This is a genomic window from Sorangium sp. So ce426 (assembly GCF_051475585.1).
Classification (GTDB): Bacteria; Myxococcota_A; Polyangia; order Polyangiales; family Polyangiaceae; genus Sorangium; species Sorangium cellulosum_B.
This window is the reverse complement of sequence record NZ_CP150341.1, coordinates 3,823,057-3,842,510: the sequence shown is the minus strand read 5'-3', so window position 1 is coordinate 3,842,510 and position 19,454 is coordinate 3,823,057. Positions and strand designations below refer to the sequence as shown.

At 73.1% G+C, this 19,454-nt stretch carries 12 protein-coding genes; 4 read left to right on the top strand and 8 right to left on the bottom strand.

The genetic code is table 11. The features are described from left to right. Positions 1-8 precede the first annotated feature (8 nt). From WMF44_RS14470 to WMF44_RS14450, 5 genes are read right to left on the bottom strand one after another with little or no spacing between them, the layout of a single operon-like run. Positions 9-2,390 carry a HEAT repeat domain-containing protein gene (locus WMF44_RS14470; RefSeq protein WP_437299698.1) on the bottom strand — a complete coding sequence of 794 codons (2,382 nt, stop codon included), beginning with the start codon at positions 2,388-2,390 and terminating at the stop codon, positions 9-11. Then, positions 2,387-4,933 carry a methyl-accepting chemotaxis protein gene (locus WMF44_RS14465; protein WP_437299697.1) on the bottom strand — a complete coding sequence of 849 codons (2,547 nt, stop codon included), beginning with the start codon at positions 4,931-4,933 and terminating at the stop codon, positions 2,387-2,389. The genes WMF44_RS14470 and WMF44_RS14465 overlap by 4 nt, the downstream gene beginning before the upstream one ends. Further along, on the bottom strand, positions 4,923-5,360 hold the full coding sequence (locus WMF44_RS14460; protein ID WP_012235290.1) for a chemotaxis protein CheW: 438 nt from the start codon (positions 5,358-5,360) through the stop codon (positions 4,923-4,925). Before WMF44_RS14460 ends, WMF44_RS14465 begins: the two co-directional genes overlap by 11 nt. Beyond that, entirely contained in the window at positions 5,357-7,423 is a 2,067-nt protein-coding gene (locus WMF44_RS14455; protein ID WP_437299696.1) for a chemotaxis protein CheA, read from the bottom strand. The genes WMF44_RS14460 and WMF44_RS14455 overlap by 4 nt, the downstream gene beginning before the upstream one ends. 4 nt (positions 7,424-7,427) lie before the next feature. Then, a complete protein-coding gene (locus tag WMF44_RS14450) occupies positions 7,428-7,811 on the bottom strand; it encodes a response regulator transcription factor (RefSeq protein WP_437299695.1) in 384 nt (127 codons plus the stop codon). Positions 7,812-8,322: 511 nt separating this feature from the next. On the opposite strand from WMF44_RS14450, the gene WMF44_RS14445 reads away from it, so the two are divergent. Continuing rightward, positions 8,323-10,863 carry a hybrid sensor histidine kinase/response regulator gene (locus WMF44_RS14445; RefSeq protein ID WP_437299694.1) on the top strand — a complete coding sequence of 847 codons (2,541 nt, stop codon included), beginning with the start codon at positions 8,323-8,325 and terminating at the stop codon, positions 10,861-10,863. Positions 10,864-10,940: 77 nt separating this feature from the next. On the opposite strand, the gene WMF44_RS14440 is transcribed toward WMF44_RS14445, so the two are convergent. Together WMF44_RS14440 and WMF44_RS14435 are read right to left on the bottom strand one after the other, a co-directional pair. Next, positions 10,941-11,321 carry a response regulator gene (locus WMF44_RS14440; protein ID WP_437299693.1) on the bottom strand — a complete coding sequence of 127 codons (381 nt, stop codon included), beginning with the start codon at positions 11,319-11,321 and terminating at the stop codon, positions 10,941-10,943. Positions 11,322-11,406: 85 nt separating this feature from the next. Next, positions 11,407-14,562 carry an ATP-binding protein gene (locus WMF44_RS14435; protein ID WP_437299692.1) on the bottom strand — a complete coding sequence of 1,052 codons (3,156 nt, stop codon included), beginning with the start codon at positions 14,560-14,562 and terminating at the stop codon, positions 11,407-11,409. 330 nt (positions 14,563-14,892) lie between these two features. Between WMF44_RS14435 and WMF44_RS14430 the strand changes: the two genes are divergently transcribed. Further along, entirely contained in the window at positions 14,893-16,866 is a 1,974-nt protein-coding gene (locus tag WMF44_RS14430) for an ABC transporter ATP-binding protein (RefSeq protein WP_437299691.1), read from the top strand. Between the two features lie 132 nt (positions 16,867-16,998). On the opposite strand, the gene WMF44_RS14425 is transcribed toward WMF44_RS14430, so the two are convergent. After that, positions 16,999-18,024, bottom strand: coding sequence for a phosphatase PAP2 family protein (locus WMF44_RS14425; RefSeq protein WP_437299690.1), 1,026 nt, complete (start codon positions 18,022-18,024; stop codon positions 16,999-17,001). A 213-nt stretch (positions 18,025-18,237) separates the two neighbouring features. Between WMF44_RS14425 and WMF44_RS14420 the strand changes: the two genes are divergently transcribed. Beyond that, positions 18,238-18,519, top strand: a complete 282-nt coding sequence (locus WMF44_RS14420; RefSeq protein WP_437299689.1) for a hypothetical protein — start codon at positions 18,238-18,240, stop codon at positions 18,517-18,519. Between the two features lie 488 nt (positions 18,520-19,007). After that, positions 19,008-19,394: a KGG domain-containing protein gene (locus tag WMF44_RS14415; protein ID WP_437299688.1), complete on the top strand. Its 387-nt coding sequence runs from the start codon at positions 19,008-19,010 to the stop codon at positions 19,392-19,394. Positions 19,395-19,454: the final 60 nt, after the last annotated feature.

Here is a 19,454-nt window from a genome sequence, read left to right as displayed (position 1 = left end):
CCACGGGATCAGGCCCACTGCGCGAGGACGGACGCGGACACGCGCCGCACCTCGGGATCTGGATCGGTCCGCGCGGCGCGCTCGACCGCCGCGAAGCCCTCGCGGGTGGCCACCGCGGCGAGCGTCGTGGCGGCCGCCTTCCGCGCCGGCGCGCGCGGCAGCCGGAGCGCCTCGAGGAGCGCGGCGTCCGCCCCGGGGAGCCGCATCCGCGCGAGCGCCGCGGTCAGGAGCGGCGAGAGCTCGTCGTCCGCCGTCGCCAGCGCGTCGAGGATGCCCTCGATGCGGCCCGGCACGGGCGTCGAGAGCGCGGCGAGCAGAGGGCCCTGCGCCCGCGACGTGACGAGCAGCGCGACGAGGGCCCTCGTCGCCTCGGCGCCGGGCCGCCCCGCGATGAAGCTGGTCGCGGCCGCCCGCACGCTCTCGTCGGGGTCGCTCGCCGCCCGCACGAGGGCAGGCAGGACCTCGGGCGACGAGAAGCCGGAGACGGCCGAGACCGCGACCAGCCGGGTCGCCACGTCCGGGGACGAGAGCGCGTCGAGCAACGTCGGCAGCGACGCCTCCCGCCCCGCGATGCCGAGCCCGATCAGCGCCGACCGCCGCATGTCCGTGTCGCCGTCCCGGGCCGCCTGCTCCAGCGCCGCGAGCGCGAGATCGCCCTTGATCCCCGACAGCGCCTCGATCGCCGCCACGCGCACCTGGCCGCTCTCGTCCCGGAGCCGCTCGGCGATGACCCCTGCCGCCGCCTCCCACCCGAGCTTCCCCAGCGACTGGCAGGCGTAGTACCGGACCCACGCGTCGCCGTCGCCGAGCCCCGCGAGGAGCGCGTCGATCACGCGGGGATCCCGGCGCGACTGCCCGAGCGCCCGCATCGCCACGGCCCGGATCCGCGCCGCGGGATCGGCCGCGACCTCGACGAGCGCGTCGAGCGCCGCAGGCGCCGCGAGGGACGCGAGGCCATGGATCGCCTGCTCGCGCGCCCGCGCGTCGGGGTCACCGAGGCTGGCGAGGAAGACCGGCAGCGCCGAAGGAGGCGCGAGGTGCCCGAGGATCCGGAGGGCCGTCCTCCGCGCGGCCGGGGCCCCGTCGCGGGCCGCGGCGAGCGCGAGCGCCTCGACCTCCGGGCCGCCGAGGCCCTGGATCGCGGTCGTCGCGGCGTGGACCACGCGGGGGCCCGGGTCGTCGAGGACCTGGAACAGCGCGCGCGCCGAGCCGGGCTCCGCGATGCGCGCGAGCGCGTCGCACGCCGCGGCGCGGACCTCCGCGTCCGGATCGGCGAGGCAGCGCTCCACCTCGTCCGCGGCCGCGACGCCCCGGACGAGCGGCAGGAGCAGGAGCCTGCGCGCGCTGTCGCCGTCGCGCAGCGCCGCGAGCACCCGGGGATCCGCGCTCCGCGAGAGCTGGCCGAGCGCCTCCGCGGCGGCGCTCGCGACGGGAGGATCGGCGTCGAGCAGCCGCGTCAGCTCGAGCAGCGCATCGTCGCCCCCGATCGCGCCGAGCACGCTGCAGAGGGCGGCCTGCTCGGCCGGATCCGCGCCCGCGAGGCTCTGGGAGAGCCGCCGCGTCACGCCGGGCGCCGGCGCCTCGCTCCGGAGCGCCTCGTCGATCGGCGCGGCCGTCCCGTAGCGCTCGCGGTACCGCTCGCGCAGCTCGGCGAGCGCCGCCGCGGCGACACGCACGACGCCGTCGCTCGGCCGCCCGAGGAGGCGCACCAGCGGCGCCACGGCGCCGCGGCTGCCGGTGCGGCCGAGCGCCCGCGCCGCCTCGAGCAGGTAGCGCGGATCCTCGAGGAGGACCGCCAGCGGGCCGGTCGCGCGCGGGTCGCCGCTCCGGCCCAGCACGTCGATCGCCGGGAAGACACGGAAGAAATTTCCGCTCGAGACGGCATCCACGAGCGAGTCGACAGCGGACCTGCCGCCGACCCGGCCGAGCGCCTCGATCGCGGCGACCGCGACGTTGTCGTCGGGGTGCGACGTGAGCTCCGCGAGCCGGGGGACGGCCCTCGTGCTGCCGCGGCGGCCGAGGATCTGCGCCGCGTCGGCGACGAGCGCGGGGCGAGCATCCAGGGTCAGCGCGAGCACGGCGGCGTCGACGTCGCCCAGCGACGCGACGAGCGCGTCGACCGCGGCGGCGATGCGCGCCTCGCTGTCGCGCCGGGCGGCGAGGCACGCGCAGAGGGGGTCGACCGCCGCGTCGCCGAGCGCGGCGAGCGACGCGACGACGGCCCGCCGCACGGTCCAGCTCGGATCCGCGAGCATCTCGATGAGCTCAGGCACCCCCGGAGGCCCCGAGGCGGCGAGCCACTCGACCTGCTCGACGCGCCGCCGCTCCGCGTCCGAGACGGCGAGCGCGGGCGCGTGTGCGTGTGCGTGTGCGTGTCGACGAGCGATCATGCCGTCTCCGGCGGCGTGTGCTGCGTCCCGTTCACCTTGATGTGGGCGACGGCGTGGGCGACCGTCGCGACGACGCCCGCGACCGCGTCCGCGTGCTCCGCGCTCGCCTGCCGGATCCTGCCGAGCTGCTCGAGCACCTGGCCTGCGTCGCTCGCGATCGCGCCGGTGTCCCTCGCGTGCCTGGCCGTGGAGGCGAGCAGGTCCCGGACCGGGTCGCGCAGCCGCGCGAGCGAGGCGGCGTGCTGCTCGCTCCGGGTCGAGAGCTCACCGATCCCCTTCTCGGCGGCCTGGAGCGACGACGTGTGCCGGTTCGCGCCCGACGCGAGGGCCGCGACCGCCTCCGCCTGGTCGGCCACGGCCCGCGCCGTCTGCCTGGCGATCCGGCGCACGGAATCCCCCTCCTTCGCGAGGGACGCCGTCGCCTTGCCCTGGTCGGCCGTGGCGGCGGTCACCGCCGCCGCGAGCCGCGCGACCTGGCGGGCGGACGCCTCCAGCTGCTTCGCCGCCCGCGCCTGCTCGCCGGTGCCCCGCGCCGACTGGACCGACAGCCGCCGGATGTCGTCCATGGCGCGCGAGATCTCGGTCGCGCCGCCCGCCTGCTCCGCGAGGCCGGCGACCATGCGCTGCGACGCGCCGGAGACCTCCTGCGTGAGCGCGGTGATCCCGGCCAGGGCGCGTGTCTGCTCGACCATCGCGGCGCTTGTCTGCTGGGTCAGCGCGCGCATCTGCGCGGCGACCTTGGCGAGCTGCAACGCCCCCGTCGCCTGCTCGTCCATCGCCCGCGACACCCGCTCGGCGGTGGACGTGAGCTGCGCGTTGGCCCTCACGGCGTCCCGCAGCGCGCGCGCCTGCTCGGCGGTCGCGTCCTTCGTCTGCCGGGCCATGCGCCGCATCTCCGCGCTGCCCTGCGCGAGCGACTGGATCGCCTTGGTCTGCTCGGCCGCGGAGCGCGCGACCGCCCTGCCCTCGTCGCTCATGCGCGACGCCGTCTGGGTCAGGGAGGCCACCGCCTGCACCTGCTCCGCGTTCGCCCGGTCGATGTCGCGGATCGAGCGTCCGAGCTCCTCGACCCCTTGAAGGATGGACGCGAGCGCCCGATCGGCGTCGCCCGCGAGCCGGGTCCCCTCGTCCGCGACCTTCACGCCCTCGCTCGAGGCGGCCACCGCCTCCCGGGCGCTCGCCTGGAGCGCGCGGACGATCTTGGCGATCTCGGCGCTCGAGACGGCGGCCCGATCGGCGAGGTTGCGGATCTCCTCGGCGACGACGGCGAAGCCGCGGCCGTGCTCCCCCGCGCGCGCGGCCTCGATGCTGGCGTTGAGCGAGAGGAGGTTCGTGCGGTCGGCGATCAGGTTGATCGTCTGGACGATGTCGCCGATCTCCTCCGCCCGCTTGCCCATCTCCTTCATGACCGACGCGGAGTCGGCCATCGCCTGCCGGATGCTCCCGAGCCCGGCGATGGACCTGCCGACCGTCGCGGCGCCCTGGCGCGCGGTCGCGACCCCCTGCTCGGCGGTCGCGCGCGCGGTATCGACGATGGCGACGATCCGCCGCGTCGAGGCCTCGACCTGCGACGACGTGGCGGCGTTGCCGGCCGCGAGCCCGCTGATCTGCTCGGCGCTCTGCGCGACCTGCTGCGCGGTCCGCGCGAGCTGCTCGGCGGCGACCGCGTTCGCCTCGATGGTCGCGGCGTTCTTCTCGGCGGTGGCCGCGACCTCCTCGACCGAGCTCGCGATCTCCGTGATCGTGCTCGCGGTCGTCGACGCGCTCGAGTCGAGCGCCTTCGCGCTCTCGGCCACCCCGCGGATCGACCGCGCCATCTGCTCGGCGGTCGCCGCGGTCTCCTCGACCGCGCTCGCCATCTCGGTCGCGTCCTTCGCGACGCGATCGAGGGAGCCGCTCACGCCCACGACGGTCCCGGCCATCGTCGAGATCTGCGCCCCGACCCCCTTGGCGTCGGTCGAGAGGCGCGCGACGCCCTTCGACATCTCCTCGATGGTGGCCCCGATCTCCTCGATGGCCGCGGCGTTGCTCTCGCCGCGGGCCGCCGCCTCGTCGGCGGATCCGCTCGTCACGGAGACCGCCCCGAGGAGCTCCTCGCTCGAGGAAGCGAGCTCCTCGGCGCTGGCGCTCACGGCCTTCACCGAGCGGGCGATCTCCTCGAGCGCCGCCGCGGTCGTGTCCGCCGAGGCGGCGAGCGTCTCGGCGTCGCCCTTCACGCTGGTGAGCGCGGGGGCGAGCGCGCCGATGCCGCTCGCCATGCCCTCGGTCGCCCTCACGACCTCGATGACGGCGTCGCCCACCCGCTGCCCGGTGCGGGCGAGCGCCTGCGCGGCCGCACCGGCCTCCTCGAGCTCGCCCGCGAGCGCCCCCGCCATGGCCCCCTGCTCCCTGCCGGCCGCGGCCTGCTCGGCGCCGAGGGCGGCGAGCCGCGCGGCCGCCTGCTCGACGCCGGCGACGGTCGAGACCGCCTGACGGAGCGCGCGCTCGGTCTGCTCCGCCCGCGCGAGCGCGCCGTCGATGTCCGCGATTGCATCAGATGCCATGATCCTGCTCCTCACCGATGATCCTGCCGACGTCGACGAGCATGACGAGGCGCTCCCCGAGCTTCGCGACGGCCCTGACGAACCCGGCGCTCTCCTCTGCCATGACCTCGGGGGGCGGCCTCAGCTCGCCCTCGGCGATGTTGACGACCTCGCGCGCGCTGTCCACGAGGAGGCCCACGGTGCGGCCGCCGCGCTGAACGACGATGACGCGCGAGTCCAGCGTCGGCTCCGCGCTCGGGAGCCCGAAGCGGACGCGCAGATCCACGACCGGGACCACGCGGCCCCGGATCTGCACCAGGCCGCCGACGTACGATCGCGCCCCCGGCACCCGGGTCGCCCCGGCGAACGACTCCATGTGGAGCACGTCCGCCGCCGAGATGACGTACTCGGTGTCCGCCACCTTCAGGACCACGTGAAGATCGCTCACGAGGCCACCCGGGCGAGCGCGCCGCGGCCGCCTCGGCCAGCGGAGAGCCTGCCGCTGAGGGTCACGAGGTCGAGCACGAGCGTGGGGCGCCCGTCGCCGAGATCCGTCGAGCCAGACACGCCTGGCACCCGGACGAGCGGGTCCTCGAGCGGCCGCACGACCACCTCCTGCTGGCCGATCACGCGGGTCACGCCGAACGCGAAGGGCGCGCCGTGGCGGCGGACGACGAGCGCCCTGCGCGCCGGCGAGGCCCCGAGCTCGAAGAGGGCGCCGAGATCGACGAGGGGCACGACCTCGCCGCGGCGCTCGATCAACATGGTCCCGCCCCGCGCTTCGCCCGGCGCTGGCAACATGGTCCCGCCCCGCGCTTCGCCCGGCGCTGGGCCGCGGAGGACGCGCGCGGCGTCGATCTCCACGACCTCCTCGACGCCCGCGACGGGCGTCACGAACAGCTGGTCACCACACAGGAAGGAGAAGGCGTCCACGATGGTCAACGTGAGCGGGATCCGGAGGGTGAAGGTGGTGCCGGCGCGGGGCGACGTGCTCACCGAGAGCTCCCCGCTGAGCTGCTCCACGGCGATGCGGCGCACGATGTCCATCCCGAGCCCGCGGCCGCTGGTCTTCGTCGCCTGGTCGAGCGTCGACAGCCCGGGGAGCGTGATGAGGTCGAGCAGCGCCGCGTCGCTCTCGGGCGCGGGGCGGCCGGCCCGCCTCGCGACAAGCGCGCGATCGATGCCGCGGCCGTCGTCGGCGACGCTGAGCTCGAGCTGATGGCTGGAGCGCTCGAAGCAGGAGACCCGGACGACGCCCTCCTCGGTCTTGCCGAGGCGCCGCCGCTCGGCGGGCGGCTCGATCGCGTGATCGACGGCGTTGCGGAGCAGGTGCACGATCGCAGGGAAGACGCGCTCCGCGACCGCCTTGTCGAGCTCGGCCTTGCCGGCGTCGATCTCGAGCCGGACCTGCTTGCCGGTGGCGCGACCGAGGCCGCGGACGACGAGCGGCACGCGCTCGAGGAGCTCCGCCACGGAGATCATGCGCGCGCGCATGATGGCGCCGCGGAGGTCGCGCAGCGTCCGGTCGTGCTCGCGCAGGATCTCCGACAGATCGCGGGTGTCGACCCCGCGGGAGCGCAGATCGGCGGCCGCCCGAGCGAGCCGGAACCGCGTCACGACCAGCGCCGACAGCTTGTCGAGCGCGTCGTCGAGGCGCGCCACCTCGACGCGGACGACGCCTCGGAGCTGGGGTTCCCGGTCCGCCGGCTCGTCCGGCTCGCGCTCCGCCAGCGCCGCGACGACCGGCGGGACGGGGAGCTCCACGGTGAGCGCGCGGACGCCATCCGCCGCCGCCGCGCGCGCGACCTCCTCGTCGGGCGCGCTCGTGAGGACGAGGAGCGCGAAGGCGATGCCGCCCGGCGCTCCCTCGCTGGCCGGCACCGAGAGCGGGATGACCTTGACGATCTCGGCGAGCTTGCCGACGCGCTCGCGGACGGTCGTGATGTTCACCCCCTCGGCGGTGCGCGCCGGCGAGGGGACGAAGTCGACCCGCAGCGCGCGCCGCCCGCCGGCCACGCCCTGCGCGAGCTGCACCCGCTCGCCGGGCCCGAGCTTCGCGAGGATCTCGGGATCGGCGCCGATGGTCGGCACGGGCGGCGACGGCGCGGCGGCGAGATCGAGCGCGGTGAGCGCGGCGAGGAGCTCGGGCGCCGCCGGCAGCACCGGCTTGCGCTCGGCGAGGGCCCGCGCCCGCTCCTCGATGGACCGGAGCCCGCGGAGCAGCACCTCGATCGACGAGGCGGAGAGGCTCCCGGCCGACCGGTCCGCCGCCCGGAGCACGGTCTCCATCGCGTGGGCGAGATCCACAATCGGCTCCACGCCGACCATGGCGGAGAGGCCCTTGATGGTGTGAAGAGCGCGGAAGAGCTCCCGGATCGCCTTGGGGCTCGACTCGCCGCCGCGGAGGGCCGCCTCGGCGGCGAGGAGGTTGGCCGTCGACGCCGAGAGGTGCTCTTCCACCTCGACGAGGTAGCCGGCCACGAACTCGTTCACATCGAGCGCGCCGCCCATCCGGTCATCCGGCGCTGGCGACGCTGTCCTGCAGGAGCGCGCGCACGCTGGCCAGGATGGCGTCGGGGGTGAAGGGCTTCGTCATGAACTCCGACGCCCCCGCGGCGAGCGCGCGGGCGCGGGACTCCTCATCACCCCGGGTCGTCACCACCAGGATCGGCAGGCTCCGCAGCCTGTCTTGACCCCGGATGAACTCGATCACCTCGAGTCCCCCGATATCGGGCATATTCAGGTCGAGCACCACGAGATCGAACGGCCTGAGCGAGAGCGTCTCAATCGCCTCGAGCCCGCTCGCCGCGTGCGCGAACCCGTGCTGCTCTGCACGCAGGCAGGCCACCACCATCTCGCGCATCACCCGGCTGTCATCGACGACGAGGATCTCTGCCACAGCGGTGCTCGACCGAGGGAATAGCCTTTCCGAATGCGGGGTGTCAATCGCGCTTGTGCGTCCGTGCCAGAATCAGGGAACTCCCGTCAGACACGTCCCGAGCCGCGGATGCCGTGCTCGGGCGTCCAGGCGCTGCCCGCACGTCGAGGAACGCCAGCGCGCCAGCGAACGTCGGCGGACGCGAACGCCCTCGCCATGACAGACGTCGATGGAACCCGGCGAGCGCTGGATGATGCGTGGCGCGATGACCAGAAGCGACCTGACGCGCCAGACGCGAACGGAAGCGAACGGCTGCAACCGGAAGCAACCGGAAGCAACCAACGCAGACAGGCAGAAGAGGGCAACAGGGCGCCTTTCATCGTATTAGGCTTGCATCGTCGAGGGCTCTCCCTCAGATGAGACTGGGCGGTAAAGATGCTTGCGGAACCAACGCGTCTCCGCGCCCGTCCCGCCCCGAGAGGCGCCGCCCTGTGGCGATATGCCTCACGGCCCCTGCTGCTCCTGGAGAACCATGAATCGGTCAATGACGATGGACTTCGTGCTCGCCGACGCCGCGCGCGATGCGAACGGCCCGCCCCGGCGCCCGGCGCCGGCCGCGGGGCGAGGCGTCCGGGAGGGGGGTATGGAGCCTCCGCCGAGCGAGCACGCGCAGCGCGGGGCGGTGTGGATCCTCGACGATTCGTTGCTGGAGGCCGAGATGGCCGCGCGCGCCCTCGCGCCGGGGTACGAGGCCCAGGTCTTCACGGACGCCGCCGCGATGCTCGAGCGCGTGGCGGGGGGCGATGTGCCGGATGTCCTCGTGCTCGATCAGGTGATGCCGGGCATGTCCGGCACCGAGATCTGTGGCCTCTTGCGGTCGCGCGCCGCCACGGTCGGGCTCCCGATCCTCATCCTGACCGTGGCCGGGCAGGAGGAGGACCTCGTCGAGGGGCTCACCGCGGGCGCCGACGACTACGTGGTCAAGCCCTGCCCGGCGGCCGCGCTGTCGGCGCGCGTCGGTGCGCTCCTTCGCTCGAAGCGGCTCCGCGAGCGGGCCGAGCGGGCCGAGCGGATCGCGGCGGTGGAGCGCGATCTGCTGCGGGCGCTCATCGAGCAGAGCGGCGACGGCATCATGGCCGCGGACGCGGGCGGGGCGCTCCGCATCTGCAACGGCGAGGCCCAGCGGCAGCACGGGGTGTACGAGAGCGACGCGCGCGACGCGCTCGAGTCGCTCCGGACCCGCGGGCTGCTCGCGCTGGACGGCCGGCCGCTGCGCCCCGACGAGGACCCGCTCCACCGCGCGCTCCGGGGCGAGAAGGTCGAGAACGCGCGCTGGCTCGTCACGCGCCCGGACGGCTCGATCCGCGCCCTCGCCGGGACGGCATCGCCGCTCAGGCACGCCGACGGCTCGCCCGCGGGCGCGGTCCTGATCACCCGCGACGAGACCGACGCGATCGAGGCGGAGCGGGCGCTCCGGGACAGCGAGGAGCGCTATCGCGTGATCATCAGCGCGCTCGAGGAGGGCATCACCCTCCAGGACGAGCGCGGCGTCATCCGCACCGCGAACGCGAGCGCCGAGCGGATCCTGGGCCTGCCCATGGCCCAGCTCGTCGGGTCCACGATGATGGGCCCGTCTTACCGGCTCGTCCGCGAGGACGGCTCGCCGTTCCCTCTCGAGATGGTCCCCTCGCAGATCGCGCTCCGGACCGGCGCGCCCCAGTCGGGCGTCCTGCTCGGGCTGGAGCGGCCGGACGGCTCGGTCCTGTGGCTCTCGGTGAACGCGCAGCCGCTCCGCGGCACCGACGGCTCGGTCGCCGGCGTCGTCTCCTCGTTCTTCGACGTCACCGCGCGGAAGCGGGCGGAGGAGGAGCGGCAAGGCCTGCTCGCCGCGGCGGAGTCCGCGCGGCAGGAGGCCGAGGCCGCGAGCCACCTGAAGGACGAGTTCCTCGCGACGATGAGCCACGAGCTCCGCACGCCGCTCACGGCGGTCCTCGGCTGGGTCCGGATGCTGCGCACCGGCAAGCTCCCCGAGGAGCGCCGCGACAAGGCGCTGGAGACGGTGGAGCGCAACGCCCAGGCGCAGGCGCAGCTCATCGACGATCTGCTCGACATCTCGCGCATCATGGCCGGCAAGCTCCGGCTGGACGTCCATCCGATCGAGCTCGTGCCGGTGATCGACGCCGCCATCGAGGTCGTGCGGCCGGCCGCCGACGCCAAGGGGGTGCGGCTCCTGTCGCTCCTCGAGCCCGGCGTGGGCGCCGTCGCGGGCGACGCGGGCCGGCTGCAGCAGGTCGTCTGGAACCTGCTCAACAACGCGGTGAAGTTCACGCCGCGGGGCGGCGTGGTGCGCATCCGGCTCGATCGCGCCGGCGGGTCCGCCGAGATCACCGTATCCGACACCGGCCAGGGCATCGAGCCCGCGTTCCTGCCTTACGTGTTCGAGCAGTTCCGGCAGGCCGAGAGCGGCACGACCCGCAGGCACGGCGGCCTGGGCCTGGGGCTCACGATCGTGAAGAGCCTCGTGGAGATGCACGGCGGCACGGCCCACGCGCTGAGCGACGGGGAGGGTCGGGGCGCCACGTTCGTCGTCCAGCTGCCGCTCGCGGCGCCGCCGAGCCACGACCGGGGGCGCCGGCTCGCGGCGCTGCCGTCCGCCTCCGCCGGGAGCGACCGCCCGCCCGAGCTCGCGGCGCTGAACGTGCTCGTGGCCGAGGACGAGGACGACACGCGCGAGCTCCTCGTCACGATGCTCGAGCAGTGCGGCGCGCGCGTGACGGCCGTGTCGTCCGCGGCCGAGGCGCTGCTCGCGGTGAAGGCGCTTCAGCCCGACGTGCTCGTGTCCGACGTCGCGATGCCCGGCGAGGACGGCTACGTGCTGATCCGCAAGATCCGCGCGCTCCCGGCGGCGAGCGGGGGGCGGACCCCGGCGATCGCGCTCACCGCCTACGCGCGCACGGAGGATCGCATGCGCGCATTGCGGGCGGGGTTCAACACCCATGTCCCGAAGCCCATCGAGCCGGCGGAGCTGCTCGCGGTGCTCTCGACCATGTGCGGCACGAGGGCGGGCTCCTAGGTCGCCTGCGGCGTGCGATCGCGCCATCGCGCCATCGCGCCGCTCGCGCGATCGGCTCGGCGCGGCGCGCCGCCGGCTCACCCCCTCCGGCAGCTCCGCTCGATGGTGTCCATCAGCTTCAGCACGTCGAACGGCTTGCTGAGGATCGCGTCCGCATCGATGCCGGCGCGCTCCGTCGCGCCGCGCGCGGTCATCACCACGGTGGGCGTGGCGGCGAGCGTCGGGTCGCGCTTCTGCTCGGCGCGAAACTGGAACCCATCCATGACGGGCATCATCAGGTCGAGCAGGACGAGCGCGATGGACGAGGGGTCGTCCCGCAGGCATGCGAGGGCCTCGCGCCCGTTCGCGGCGCAGGCGACCGCATACCCCTCCTCTTCCAGGAGCTCGCTCAACGTCCGGCGGATCGCGGCGTCGTCATCGACGATCAGGATGCGCTTGCTGGGACGGCTCATCGTCATGCGCACTCGCTCCCTCCGCAGGGTGACGGCGACCAGGGCGCCACGACCTCGGGCCGGCCCGCGGGGCCCCCTCGCGCCGGGCGCCTCAGGCGCCCTCGAATCCCGGCAGACCCTGCCGGCCCGAGGCCCGAGGGCCGGCGAGCGGCAGGGTCACCTTGAAGGTCGAGCCCTCTCCCAGGACAGAGCTCACCTCGATCGAACCATCCAGCGCTTCGACCACCTGCGTCGTGATGTAGAGCCCCATGCCCAGACCACCATAGTGCCGCGCCGACACGGCGCGCTCGAACCGCCCGAAGATCCGGCCGATGTGCTCCTGCGCGATCCCGATGCCGTGGTCCGCGATCGTCAACGTGGCCATCGAGCCCATCGAGGCGACGGTGATCTCTATCGGGTTTCCCTGACCATACTTGAGCGCGTTCGAGACGAGGTTTTCGACGACCTGCTCGAGCCGCACACGATCCCAGCTCCCTGCGGCGTCGTCCGCCGCGCTCACGGTGACCCGCGAGCCCGCCTCCGCGATCTCGCCGCCCTCCTGGAAGCGAGACACCACCTGCCGGACGATGTCCGACAGCCGGACTTGCTCGAGCTCCAGGGCGAGGCGCCCCGCGGAAATGCGGGAGATGTCGAGGAGGTTCTCGACGAGCCGCCTCAGCCGCTCGCTCTGCCGGCGAACGAGCCCGAGCCGGTCCATGAGCCACGGGAGGCGCTCCCTGTCGGAGCACAGCTCGGGCGCGCGGCGTATCAGGGTCTGGATCTGCAGCGCGAGCGGGGTGAGCGGCGTCTTCAGCTCGTGGGAGGCGATCGAGAGGAACTCGTCCCGCAGCGCGATCGCGCTCTGCGCGTCCCTGTACAGGCGCGCGTTGTCGACCGCGAGCGCGCAGCGGCGCCCGAGCTCCTCCGCCGCCGCGAGGTCCGCCTGGCTGTACCGGCGCTCGGATCGCACGACCATGAAGGTCAGCGTCCCGAAGAGCCGCCCGCGCCGCGCCAGCGGGACGCACATGAACGAGTGCCCCCCGATGGCCCGTATTACCCGGAGGTGCTCGTCGTTCTGCGCGATGGCGCGCATCTGCTCGTCCGTGAAGTGCTCGACGAGCACCGACCTCTGCTCGAGGAGCACCTTGGTCGGCGGGTGCTCCGGGTTGCCGTCGAGCCTGGGCGCGAAGCGCTTCGCCTCCTCGGCCACGGCTGCGAGCGAAGGGTCCGAGTGCGCCACGCCCACCCGCCGGAAGGTGCCGTCCTCCTCGTCGAGCGCGTCGACGAGGCAGAAGTCGGCGAGGACGGGCACCGCGAGCTGCGCCACCCGCGCGAGCGTCGTGGAATAGTCGAGAGACTCGGCCAGCACCACGCTCGCCGCGTCGAGGAACCGGGGCAGCTCCTGCGCGCGCTCCCGCTCCGCGGCCTCGACGGCGCGCCGCCGCATCCGCGCCATCTCGATCTGCGTCCGGACGCGGGCGAGGAGCTCGCGCGGCGAGAACGGCTTCACCAGGTAATCGTCCGCCCCCGTGTCGAGGCCCTCGACGACGGCGTCCTCCCCCGCCCGGGCGGACACGAGCACCACAGGGACGCTGCTCGTCCTCGGGTCCGCGCGGAGCTCCCGGAGGAGCTCCACGCCGTCGAGCTCGGGCATCATCACGTCGCTCACCACGAGGTCGGGCGGGCGCGCGAGCGCGGCCGCGAGGGCCGCCCGCCCGTCCGAGACCGCCTCCACGCTCCACCTCGGCGTGAGCAGGTGGACGAGGTACTCGCGCATGTCCGCGTTGTCGTCGGCGACGAGGATCCGGCCCTCTCCGCCGCCCGGGGCGACCTGCACGTGCGCGGCGTCGGCGCGCGGCTCCGAGCCCGCTGGCGCCGCCGCTTCGCGCCCGGGTGACTGGGGTGAAGACCACTGGGACGCCTCGAGCACGTGGAGGCTCGCGCTCGCCGCCGAGGGCGCCGGCTCCCCGGCGGCGACCACGCGCTCCGGCGAGAGGTGCGCGCGGCCCCTCGGGATCGCCACGGTGAACGCGCTCCCCTGCCCCACCGCGCTCGAGGCGCGCAGCGAGCCCCCGTGCGCCTTGACGAGCTCCTGGACGAGGGAGAGCCCGATCCCGGTGCCCTCGATGCTCCGGCCGCGCGCGCCGTGCACGCGGTGGAACCGCTCGAAGATGCGCGGGAGCTCCTCCGAGGGGATCCCGGTGCCGGTGTCGCGCACGGTCAGCTCGACGTGGTCCGGATGAGCGCGCAGCGAGACCGCGATCTCCCCCTCGAACGTGAACTTGAAGGCGTTCGAGAGCAGGTTCATGACGACCTTCTCCCATTGCGCCGCGTCAACGTAGACGGGCTCGGGCAGCGGCGGGCAGTCCACGACGAGCGAAAGGCCCGCGCCCTCGATCAGCGAGCGGAAGGAGCTCGCGAGCTCCGCCGTGAGCCGCGCGAGATCGGTGGGCACGAACGACGTCTGGAGGCGCCCCGCCTCGATGCGGGAGAAATCGAGCAGCGTGTTCACGAGCCGGAGGAGCCGGAGCGTGCTCCGGTGGGCCGCGGCGAGGCCGTCGCCCGCGAGCGACCTCGCCGGGCTCGACAGCGCGTCCTCGACGCGCCCGAGGATGAGCGTGAGCGGGGTGCGGAACTCGTGGCTCACGTTGGCCACGAACTCCGTCTTGAGGCGGTCGAGCGTCGCGAGCTCGTCCCGGTGCTGCGCCACCTCGCGCTCGAGCCGCCGCTGCTCGGTGACGTCCCGCCCCTCGGCGATCATGAAGACGACCTTGCCCTGCCGATCCTTCACGGGGTTCAGGTTGAAATCGATCGTGATGCGCTTCTCACCTTCGTTCCCCCCGAGGACCTCCACGTCGTACCTGACGAACTCGCCGCGCGCCGCGCGCCGCACAGCGTCCTTCAGGCGCTCCTGGATCTCTGGCGAGCCCTGCCACCAGCGGCACTCCCAGAAGGGCACGCCGTGCACCTCCCTCCGCTCCACGCCGGCGCCGCGGGTCGAGGTATGGTTCGACTCCCAGCTCGTACCGTGGGCGTCGAGCAGGCCGAAGAACTGGAAAGAGCTGTTCATCGCGACCCGCGCCGCGAGGAGCCGCATCAGCCCCGACTCGCGGCCAGGGCTCGCGCGGGCGAGCTCCTGCTTCAGGAGCTCGGTGTCCCAGAGGAGATGTTCTTCGGAGTCGTCCACAGGTCGCACGATCGCAAGGTCTTCCAGGCATTCGATGAAGTCGCGCCCTTCTGCGCGCTCCTCGCTCGACCGCTGTTTCATCCCTTCTCGCATCACGCACGCGGCTGCTCGAGGCAGAGAACAGCTCATCCTGAAGCGCTTAGTGGAGATCGCCGACCACGCAAGGGCCGAGCGAGAACCGCCTTGAACTTCCACGGGGGGCCCGCGCGTGGATCCGGATCGTTCGAGCGCACGACCACCCCTGCGCGCGCCGCAGCAGCCGATCACCACCGGCTGCTGCTGAGGCAGCAGCCTCCTCCCACCGCTCCTCCAAGGTGATGGCACGGTGATGGTACGGTCACGGCCAAGGCAGAGCTGGCCCGGTTAGTGCATTTGGCCTGGGAGGGCGGAGCGCGCAATAACCGTCAGCTCATGAGGGCGCGCTGGGCGCCCCAGGACATCTCGGTGGAACCCAAGACCTCTCTGCAGCGCGCCCCCGGCGCTCCGGTGCTCCCGGACACGCCCTTTCGGTTCATCATTCACTTCGTCGGTCGTTACCGCGCCTGGTATCTGGCGATGTTCGTGTTCGAGTCCGCCCACGCCTCGTGCGGGATCATGATCCCGTATGCCATCGGGCAGGTCATCCAGGGGGTGACGCAGGCGTCGGGCGCTGGCCGCGCCGTGCTGAGCGGACGGCTGCGCGACGCGCTGGCGCTGTTCGTCGCGCTCATCGCCGGCGAGTTCCTGTTCAGCCGGATCGCCGGCCTCTGCCAGATCCTCGTCGGGCCGTGGCAGCGCCAGAACGTGACCCGCAATCTGTACGCGTACCTCCAGCACCACTCCCATCGTTACTTCAGCAACAACTTCGCCGGGGCGCTCGCCCACCGGATCAGCGAGACATCGATGGGGGTCTCGCAGACCCTGTGGGCCATCCTCTTCGACTTCTGGCCCATCGCCATCGTCTTCTCGGTCTCGATCGGGCTGCTCTACCGCGCTCACCCGGCGCTCGCCGCGGTCGTCTCGGCCTGGGCGGTGCTGTTCGTCGGCATCTCCTACTGGCTCGCGACCCGGTGTCAGCCCCACGCGGTGCGCGCCGCGTCCGCGCGGAGCGAGACCACAGGCAAGCTCGTCGACTCCGTCACGAACCTCACGAGCGCGCGGCTCTTCGCCCGGTTCGGCTTCGAGCGCGCGTACCTGGACGAGCAGCTCAAGCACGAGCTCCGCGCGGTGCGCAGATCGAACTGGTACTCCGAGCGCGTGCGCTGGTTCCAGTTCGCGTCCGCCGCGCTGCTCAAGGTGGGGACGCTCTACCAGTCGCTCAGGCTCTGGGAGCGCGGCGACATCGGCGTCGCCGAGTTCGTCATGGCGACGAGCCTGTCGCTCCTCATCATCAACGAGGCGCGCAACCTCAGCCGCCGCTTCCTCGAGTTCTTCGAGTTCGTCGGCAACGTCGCGAACGGGGTGAACACCATCGTCCGCTCCCACGAGCTCGTCGACCGCCCCGAGGCCGTCGCCCCGACGCTCGAGCGCGGCCGCATCGAGCTCCGGAACGTGACCTTCGGGTACACGCCCGATCAGCCGATCTTCGAGGGCCTCGACGTGATGATCCCGCGCGGCCAGCGCGTCGGGCTCGTCGGCTTCTCCGGCTCCGGCAAATCCACGTTCGTCAGCCTCATCCTGCGTCTCTACGACATCGACTCCGGTCACATCTTGATCGACGGCGTGGACATCCGAGACATGACGCAGGACGCGCTTCACGCGCAGCTCAGCCTGATCCCGCAGGACCCGAGCCTCTTCCACCGGACGCTCCTCGAGAACATCCGCTATGGCCGGCTGAACGCGACCGACGCAGAGGTGGTCGAGGCCGCGCAGAAGGCGCACGCGCACGAGTTCATCGTGCAGATGAAGGACCAGTACCACTCCATGGTCGGCGAGCGCGGCGTCAAGCTCTCGGGCGGCCAGCGGCAGCGCATCGCCATCGCGCGGGTCATCCTGAAGGACGCGCCGATCCTCCTCCTCGACGAGGCGACCTCGAGCCTCGACTCGATCACCGAGCAGGCCATCCAGGACACGATGGACGGCGTCATGAAGGGGAAGACGGTGCTCGTCGTCGCCCATCGCCTCTCGACCGTCGTGCACCTCGACCGCATCCTGGTGTTCGACGGCGGCCGGATCATCGAGGACGGCACGCACGCCGAGCTGCTCGCGCGAAACGGGGCCTACAAGCGGCTCTGGAGCAAACAGTCGGACGGATTTCTGCCGGAGAGCGCCGCCGAGGCGCCTGCGTCGATGGAGGCGCCGCCGGCCCGCGGCCACGAAGCACCGCGGCTCCAGCCGGCGGCTGACCGCGCCGACGAGCTCCCGCGGGGAGCTCCGCTGAAAGCGTGGGAGGCGCCGCTCGCCTGAGCGGCCGCCAGATCGAGCAGGCCGCGGGCACTCGCGCTCACCGGGCTCAGGCCGAGGCCGGCTCCTCGAGGCCAGCTTTCCCCGACACGAAGGCGCGCGGGACTGGAGCGCGCCGGCGCCGGAGAGGCGCGCTTACCGGAAGCTCCACGGCTGCGGCTGACCCATGCGGGCGCGGAGGCCCTCCTCCCAGCGGACGAGCCGCGGCGTGAGCCACGCCGTGCCCACGGCCAGGACGGCGCCGGCGACGACGTCGACCGCGTAGTGCCAGCGGAGGAGCATGGTGGAGACGATGATGTTCATGGAGAAGAACGCGGCCACCACGGCGAGCCAGAAGAGGCGCCGGTCGGTGCGGGCGCGGTGGAACGTGTACAGGGCGAACCAGAGCGGCGCGGCCGTGTGCAGGGAGGGAAACACGTCCTTCATCGCGCCGCCGGCCTGCACGACGCTGCTCACGCAGCCCCAGAAGAAGCCGCCGTCCAGCGGCCCCTGATAGAGGTGGCTCAGCGCCTGGATGGGGCCGTACGCAGGGACCGCCATGTAACCGAGCTGGCCAACACAGTAGACGATCGTGGAGCCGACCGCGTACTCCGTCGTCCCCCGGCCTGGGCGGGCGACCCATACCGCCAGCACCATCGAGAGGAAACAGATCAAGAAGTAGCTGAAATAGAAGAACGAGAACCACTCCACGATCGGGCGCGTGTTGAAGCGCTCCATCCAGAGCGCCGGCTCGACGCGGAAGAGGAGGAGATCGAGGTGGAGGAGCTGCGCGTCGACGCTATCGCTCCGGACCGCCGGCAAGAGGGTCCGGAGCGACAGATAGTTGAGTAGGAAGGCGCCGACGAGCGAGAGTCGGTAAAGGACGCTCCGCAGCAAGGGCGCCAGGAACGTCGCGCGGCGCACGAGCACGCAGACGGACACCAGGGCGGCGATGCCCGCCAGATTGCGGTTCATGCACTGCGCTCGCAGCTCCGTCGGCGGCGCGCCAAGCAGGAAGATCGTCGTCAAGGCGAGATAGCCGATGAGGATCGCGTCGTGGAGAGCGAACACGCCGACCAGGCCGCGCAGAGCGTCCTTCAACAGCGCGCCTTCGGGCTCGACGTCGACCAGCCCGCCGGAGCCGGCGACCTCATCGCAGTCCGTTGTGAGCCTCTCTTGCATTCGGGGATGTTCCAGGGATGGCATGGTGCGCTTGGGCTGATGACGCCGGGCCGCTCTCTATCACGTGTTCGCGCGTGGCGTCACCGTGACATCGGTGACGCTCCAGCGACCGGGAGGCGACAGGCGGAGCAACTCGGGGGCCACACGGATGTCGAGTTTTCGACGGGCTGCTTCGCGCCGCTTGACAGCGGTAGGGGCCTCCACGCCCCCGGCATGGCGCTCGTGCGACAGCCCAACCGCCGCCTCGGCGGACCGCGCGCGTGCGAACGCGGCGACGCAGCGGCGCAGGGTCTACGCGTCACCACGACGCTGTCGCGTCCCAGGTTGGGTTGCCGGGCGCCGGACGCGCAGAATCTGCGCGACGGCGGCGCCCTGGATTTGCGGGACGGCTGCGCCCACAACGCCGGTGGGGGATCGGTGATGGCGATCGAGAACGCGCGCCGTCAAGCACGCTGGGCTCCGGAGCTCATCCTCGCGGCGGCCCGGCGGCCGTGACGTCGGCGACGTCGCGAGCGCTGGAGTCGTCCACACGAGAGGGCGCCGTGGATTTCGACCGCGCGGCGCGGACGAGGCGCGATGGCCCGCGCGCTCACGACCGGTGGGGCAGTCTGCCGCGCGGCGGGGCGTCCGCTGGAACGCCGGTCTCGGCCGAGCTGAGCGGCGCTGGACGCAACGCGACGGGATCGGCGCTCCGCACGTCGGCGCAGAAACCGCGTCTTCCCCGGGCGCGCGCGGAGGATCGCGGTCACCTCACCCTGCTGGAGCGCACCCGGGACGCTCCCGACCGCTCACGAGAATCCACGGAAGCCCCCGTTGGATCCGCGCCGATGACGTCGCGTGGCGATGGATCCCTCTTCATGGCACTCACGTTGCAATCCCCCGGAGGAGCCGACATCGTTCAGCGACGATCCCACAGGGCACCACGCCTGGGTCACCCCGTGAGGGCGCTGAAGCGATGCGCCCCGACACCAAGGAGACGACTCATGGCACAGCAACACGGTCAGAGCAGCAGTCGTGGGTTCGCCGCGATGGACCAGAAGCAGCAACGCGCGATCGCGAGCATGGGCGGCAAGGCCGCGCACGAGAAGGGCACGGCCCACGAGTTCAGCTCCGAGGAGGCCCGCGCGGCCGGCCGCAAGGGCGGCGCGAGCGTGAGCCAGAATCGCGAGCACATGGCCGCGATCGGCCGCAAGGGCGGCGCGGCCGTGAGCCAGAACCGCGGACACATGGCGCAGATCGGCCGCAAGGGCGGCGAGTCGCGCGGCGACGGACAGAGCGGCGCGCCGGGGGAGAGCGAGCGCGAGGACGAGCAGGGCAGCAGCGCCGCACAGCACGCCGACGCCGTCGGGCCGCGCCACGAGACGAACTGAGCAGCGCGGCGGCGCATCGCCGCCGGTGATCGGGCGCGCGGGGGGTGCCTGCGCGCCCGA